6 protein-coding genes and 1 pseudogene are annotated in these 5,819 nt (G+C 63.4%); 4 read left to right on the plus strand and 3 right to left on the minus strand.

Annotated features, from left to right (window positions below; all coding sequences use genetic code 11):
- Window positions 1-101: 101 nt before the first annotated feature.
- On the minus strand, window positions 102-1,970 hold the full coding sequence (gene cobJ / locus GG26_RS13315; protein ID WP_414391122.1) for a precorrin-3B C(17)-methyltransferase: 1,869 nt from the start codon (window positions 1,968-1,970) through the stop codon (window positions 102-104).
- Window positions 1,971-2,025: 55 nt separating this feature from the next.
- Here cobJ and GG26_RS13320 point away from each other — a divergent pair, with 55 nt between their 5' ends.
- From GG26_RS13320 to GG26_RS13335, 4 genes are all read left to right on the plus strand, one after another.
- Window positions 2,026-2,667 carry a hypothetical protein gene (locus GG26_RS13320; RefSeq protein ID WP_011430432.1) on the plus strand — a complete coding sequence of 214 codons (642 nt, stop codon included), beginning with the start codon at window positions 2,026-2,028 and terminating at the stop codon, window positions 2,665-2,667.
- 58 nt (window positions 2,668-2,725) lie between these two features.
- On the plus strand, window positions 2,726-3,190 hold the full coding sequence (locus GG26_RS13325) for an FKBP-type peptidyl-prolyl cis-trans isomerase (RefSeq protein WP_041438366.1): 465 nt from the start codon (window positions 2,726-2,728) through the stop codon (window positions 3,188-3,190).
- A gap of 108 nt (window positions 3,191-3,298) precedes the next feature.
- On the plus strand, window positions 3,299-3,877 hold the full coding sequence (locus GG26_RS13330) for a 5-formyltetrahydrofolate cyclo-ligase (RefSeq protein ID WP_240527650.1): 579 nt from the start codon (window positions 3,299-3,301) through the stop codon (window positions 3,875-3,877).
- Window positions 3,878-3,902: 25 nt separating this feature from the next.
- On the plus strand, window positions 3,903-4,343 hold the full coding sequence (locus tag GG26_RS13335; protein ID WP_011430429.1) for an FxLYD domain-containing protein: 441 nt from the start codon (window positions 3,903-3,905) through the stop codon (window positions 4,341-4,343).
- Here the strand turns inward: GG26_RS13335 and GG26_RS13340 are convergent.
- Window positions 4,340-5,614 (minus strand): amidohydrolase family protein, encoded by a 1,275-nt coding sequence (locus tag GG26_RS13340; RefSeq protein WP_414391127.1) that lies wholly within the window; start codon window positions 5,612-5,614, stop codon window positions 4,340-4,342. The genes GG26_RS13335 and GG26_RS13340 overlap by 4 nt on opposite strands.
- Window positions 5,615-5,671: 57 nt before the next feature.
- Window positions 5,672-5,819: pseudogene (locus tag GG26_RS13345) on the minus strand (RNA-guided endonuclease TnpB family protein); the annotation flags it as partial.

Here is a 5,819-nt window from a genome sequence, read left to right on the forward strand (position 1 = left end):
ATTCTCGGAAGCTCCCGTCTACAGCCCGTCAGGGCTTAGCGGGAGAGGATGTCACCTCACGGTGTTTTGAATCGAAATCCAACGGCCATCAGGTGGGTTCATCACAAGCGGTAGCCGCGGGGAGTGATCAGCCGGCTGCCGTAGCGAAAGGTCTGCGAGCTGCCGATCAAGACCAGGGTAAACATGTCCACCTGCTCAGGATCCAACTCCCCTAGCGTGGTGAGGTGGATGGCCTCGCCGGGACGGTAGAGGTTGCGGGCCACCGCCACCGGGGTGTGGGTGGGGCGGGCCCGGCGAAAGATCTGCAGCGCCTTGAGGAAGGGATCCAACCGCTGCCGCGAGCGGGGGTTATACAGGGCCACCACAAAGTCGGCCTGGGCAGCCGCCTGCAGGCGTTGCTCGATGGCCGGCCAGGGGGTGAGGCGATCCGAGAGGGAAATAGCGCAAAAATCCTGCATGAGAGGGGCTCCTAGGCGAGCGGCAGCAGCTTGAAGGGCGGAGATCCCCGGCAGCACCTCCAGGGAGGGGCGGATCCCATCCCAGCCGCTGCGGGCCAAGTACTCCAGCACCAGGCCGGCCATGCCGTAGATCCCCGCATCCCCCGAAGAGATCACCGCCACCTGCAGCCCCTGCTGGGCCAGGGCGATGGCGCGCTGCGCCCGCTGCACCTCCTGGGTGATGGGAAAGGCTTCGCAAATCTGGCCGGGGTGCAGGAGGGGCGCCACCAAGTCCAGGTAAAGCTGGTAGCCAATCACCACCTCGGCTTGGGCCAGGGCCAGGCGGGCGGCCAAGGTCAATTGGGCGGGATCCCCAGGGCCGATGCCAATTAGCCACAGGTGCCCGGCGCGAGGGGAATACTCGCGGGCGGCGCGGGCAATGGCCAGGGTACAAGCTCCCTCGCTTTCTGAGGTGAAGATCTGCTTGGGGCAGACAAGGGTGGCTCTCCCCTGGGCTGGATTGTCCTCTCCCGACCAGCGCTGGGCCGCCAAAAGAGCAGCCGCCTCCGCCACCGAAGGGGTGCCCACCGCCTGCCGCACCGCCTCTGAAGGGTGGGGAACCGGGATCCCTGCCAGGGCCGCGGCGGAGAAAAACTGGATGGGCCAGCCATGGGCCTGGGCCAGCTCCAAGAGCCCCGCCTCATCCCGTTTCAGCTCCAGAGTGGCCAAGCCGGCAACGGCCTCGAGGGCCAGCCCCTGGTTTTGCAACAGGCGCCGCAGGGATCCCTCCAGCCAGGCGCGGCTGGTGCCCCGCTCGCAGCCCACCCCCACCCACAGCACCCGCGGATGCCAGTGGACGGTGGGGATGTGGGGGCAAGGCGTTGTGTATTCCCCAATCCGGATCTGGGCCACTGCTTGGTCGGGAGCCGTAGTCAAAAGAGGATGATCCGCTGGCCAGGCCCGCCGCCAGAGCTGCGTGCCGCAGGTTTGCTCTACGGCCACCGGCTCTCCCCGCGTCAGGGCAGCAGCTACCCCGTTCCAATCGCCACTGCCCCGCCGCCAGCCGTAGGGATCCCCCAGCAAATCCAAAGGCGGGATCCCCAGCCCCTCGGAAGCAGAGGTGAGGATCGGCTCGGCTCCCAAAGCAGCCGCCACCTGCCGCGCCAGCGCATCGGCCCCGCCCACATGTCCCCCGCAGAGGCTAATGGCCCAGCGGCCTGATTCATCCACCACCACCACCGCCGGATCCCGGTATTTGTCCTGCAAGAGGGGGGCAATTAGCCGCACCACCGACCCAACTGGCAAGATGAAAAGACAGCCCTGCACCTGGGGCCAAGTTTGGGCCACCGCTGCCGCCAGGGATCTGGGCGCTGTGGGATGGCTGGGATCCCCATAGGCTTGCCAGGGCCAAGGCAGCGGCTCTCCCTGTGGATTGGCTTTGCTCCAGCAGATCCACTCCTCTGGCAGCAGCGACAGCAGAGCCTGGGCCAAGCGGCGACCGCGCGGGGTGGGGGCAAACAGGGCAAGCTTCATCAGCCTAGGGATCCTATACTGGACTACAGAGCCACCCGCAAATGGACAAGCGCCAATGCCAACCCCCCTTGGACTGATGCTGCCGCTGATCCCCCTGGAGGTTTTGCTCTCCACGAAGGGGCTGATGTTTTTGCTGCTATCGGCCTACGGCGGGGCCATGTGGACGTTTCTGAGCGGCGCACCGCGGGTTTACACCATCATCGTGCCCGATCTGGAGCAGGCGCGAGGGTTTTACGAAAAGGTCTTGAGGCTGCCGGAGGCGGAGCTGCCGCTGCAGTACTACTACGGCTATGAGCAAAGCATGGTCGGCTCCAGCCTGGGATCTGCCTACTTCCCGGCGGATATTGGCCTCAGCTCCCGCCTTGATGCCAAAGCCCGCTCCACCTCGACACCTCTCGATACCGCTGGCCTCTGGTATCAGCTCTCCGACACCGTGCAACTGCACGTGATCCCCGGTACCACGGATCCCTACGGCAGTCTCTCCAGAACTCCCTTTGTACCTGCCTACGGGGCGGCAGCCGGTCGCAGCAGCGGCGTCCGCTATCGCCACACCACCTACGAACGGGAAGCCCTCAAAGCCCTCCTGAAGCGGATCAACAAGCAAGGGATCCGCAGCAGCGTCCGCTCCGAAAAGCCTTTTGTCTTCTGGGTGCGCGACCATCAAGGGCAGATCGTCGAATTTGCCGAAATAGGATGAGGGGATCCCCTAAGATTGTTGGGGAGGCAAAAAGTCGGCACCGGGGGGACGCCAACGGATGAAACAGATGCTGCTGCTGTTGCTGGGTTTGCTGTGGATTGGGGTGTGGGCTGGACAGCCGGCCATGGCTCTGTCGCGAGCCAAAGATCACCCAGCAGTTACTGTGCAATCTCAAGCCCAGCAATTTATCACCACCGAGTCGGGTCTGCAGTACTACGACCTTGTCGAAGGTACAGGGCCTTCACCTCAGCCGGGGCAAACGGTGGTGGTGAACTACGTGGGCAAGCTGCAGGATGGCACCGTCTTCGATAGCTCCTACAAGCGCAATCAACCTTTTACCTTCACCTACGGGGTAGGGCAGGTGATCCGTGGCTGGGAGGAAGGTCTGGCCACCATGCGGGTGGGTGGCAAGCGGTATTTGCGCATTCCGCCGGAGTTGGCCTATGGCAGCCGCGGCGCCGGCGGCGTGATCCCTCCCAACGCTACTCTCGATTTTGAAGTGGAGCTCCTGGCCATCCAGTAGGTTCTGGATATCCACCCCTAAGCTTGACTGGGGGTGGGGAAAGTCAAGGCAGGGAGATGGCATGGCGCTGCGGCAACTCCCTTCTACGCTACAAACCTGTCTCCGTCTGTGGGGCCCAATTTTCTCCCCAAAGCTCGCTTGCGCCGGCACTTCCGCCAAGTGCGGCAAGGGGTGGATCGCTCTCTGGTCGAGCAGAAGATAGTGGCTCATCTGGCCTCTCAGCCCCGGCTTTTGGCGGCCAAGACCATCCTGGCCTACGTGGCCTTCGGCTCCGAGGTGGACTTGGGATCCCTGTTCGCCCTTTTCCCTGAAAAGCGCTGGGGGATCCCTCGTTGCTTGCCGCAGCGGCAGTTGCGGTGGCACCGCTACCACCCAGCTGAGCTTGTTCCCAACCGCTGGGGGTTGCTGGAGCCCTCTCCCAGCAGCGAAGTCATCGATCCCGCCGAAGCCGAGTTAATCCTTGTGCCCGCCCTGGCCTGCGATCGCTGGGGGAGGCGCCTGGGCTATGGCGGCGGCTATTACGACCGCTTTTTGGCCTCGCTGCCGGATCCCGGCGTGCCCAAGTGGGGCATTGTCCCGCAGGCCTGCCTACTGGAGCAGCCTCTGCCTCAGGATCCCTGGGATCAGCGCTTGGACGGGATCCAGACCGAGGAGGGGTTTTACCGGGCGGGGGATCCCCTAGACTAGGGGAGATGGGCCTTGGAGAAAAAACATGAGCCAAGTTTGGAAGAAGGGGCTTCGCTCCCTCTGCTGGAGCCTGGGTTGTGCAGCTTTGGCGGCGCTCTTGCTGGGTTTTGGAGCCATCCCCCTGCAACTGAAGGATTTGCACCTCACCCCCTGCCCGGATACCCCCGAATACACCAACCTGGTTACCAGCAACGGCAACCCCATACCGGCCAGGTGCCTATTCATTGAAGGCACGGTGGTCAACCGCTCCAGAAATACTGTGCTGAATGCGGATGTCTTCGGTCGCCTTTACGATGCCAACGGCAATGAGGTTCTGCCGGAGCGCACCCGCCTGGGAGCCATCGAGGAGGTTCCCCCCGGCGAAAGCCCCTTCTCCATTCGCATCTCCGTGCCCGTGACCAGCCCGCTGCCTCTGACTATGGAGCAGTTCAAAGCCAGCGGCTTCAGCGGCACCGTGCGCCGTTAAAGCTGGCGGGTGAAGTCCACCTGGGCCGGGCGCCCCGGCAAATGGAGCTGGGCAACCACCGGCGGGGTTTGGGCGATCAGCCGTCCCCGACGGAAAACGTACAGGCAAGCCGGTTGCAGGCGAATGGCTTCGACAGCATCGGCAGCCTGGAGCACCACCAAGTCGGCATAGCAGCCGGGTTCTAGTCCGTAGCCTTCTAACCCCAGAATGCGGGCCGGGTTTTCCGTAACCGCCAAGAAACACTGCCGCATCTGCTCATAGCCTGTCAGTTGGGCAGCGTGGATCCCCATGTGGGCCACCTCCAGCATGTTGCCGCTGCCCAGGGGATACCAGGGATCCATCACGCAGTCCTGGCCAAAAGCTACGGTCAGCCCGGCGGCCATCAGCTCCGGCACCCGCGTCAGCCCCCGCCGCTTGGGATAGGTATCGTGGCGGCCCTGCAGCACCAGGTTCACCAGCGGGTTGGCGATCACCCCCAGCTCTGCTTCGGCCATCAGGGGAATGAGTTTGCTCACGTAGGCGTTGTCCATTGAGTGCATCGAGGTGAGGTGGGAGGCGGCCACCCGCCCCTGCAAGCCCAGCCGCTGCGTCTCGTAGGCCAGGGTCTCCACGTGGCGCGAAAGCGGATCGTCTGTCTCGTCGCAGTGCAGATCCACCCGCAGACCCCGCGCCGCCGCGATCTCGCACAAGGCCCGCACCGCAGCTGCCCCTTCGGCCATCGTCCGCTCGAAGTGGGGGATCCCGCCCACCACCTCCACCCCCAAATCCAGAGCCTTCTCCAGAAGCTGCACCGCCCCTGGCGAGCGATAGTAGCCATCCTGAGGAAAGGCCACCAGTTGCAAATCCAAGTAGGGAGCCACTTTTTGCTTGACTTCCAGCAGCGCCCGCACCGCCAACAGGTTGGGATCGCACACATCCACATGGGTGCGGATGGCCAGGATCCCACGCGCCACTGCCCAGTCGCAATAGGTCAAGGCCCTCTCTATGACTGCCTCGGGGGTCAACAGCGGCTTCAACTCCCCCCAGAGGGCGATCCCTTCTAGCAAGGTGCCCGACTGGTTGACGCGCGGGATCCCATAGGTGAGGGTGGCATCCATGTGAAAGTGGGCATCCACGAAGGGGGGCGACACCAAGCGGTTGCTGACATCAATTTCTTGGGGGGCAGTGGCTTGTAAGTTGCTTTCCAGAGCCACAATGCGATCCCCCTCGATACCGATATCGATTCCCTTGCGGCCATCCGGCAAATTGGCCCGGCGCAAAATGAGATCCATATGTTGTGGCTATTTGTTTGAACTTAGGATGGAAAGAAGCAACTACAGTTGAGTAAACTACCCGACCCTGACTGCTTCGCAGTACAGGGCGGGCTTAAGGCCTCCGGCCCGCTGGCGCGAACGGTAGCCCTGCAGTTGGCAAGCCAACCACGAACCTCTAGGCTGGTTTACAGCAGCCCCCAAAAGCGCAATCACATTCGCACCA

The organism is Synechococcus sp. 'PEA 65AY6A-5F PE A' (assembly GCF_047462575.1).
In the GTDB taxonomy this organism is placed as follows: Bacteria; Cyanobacteriota; Cyanobacteriia; order Thermostichales; family Thermostichaceae; genus Thermostichus.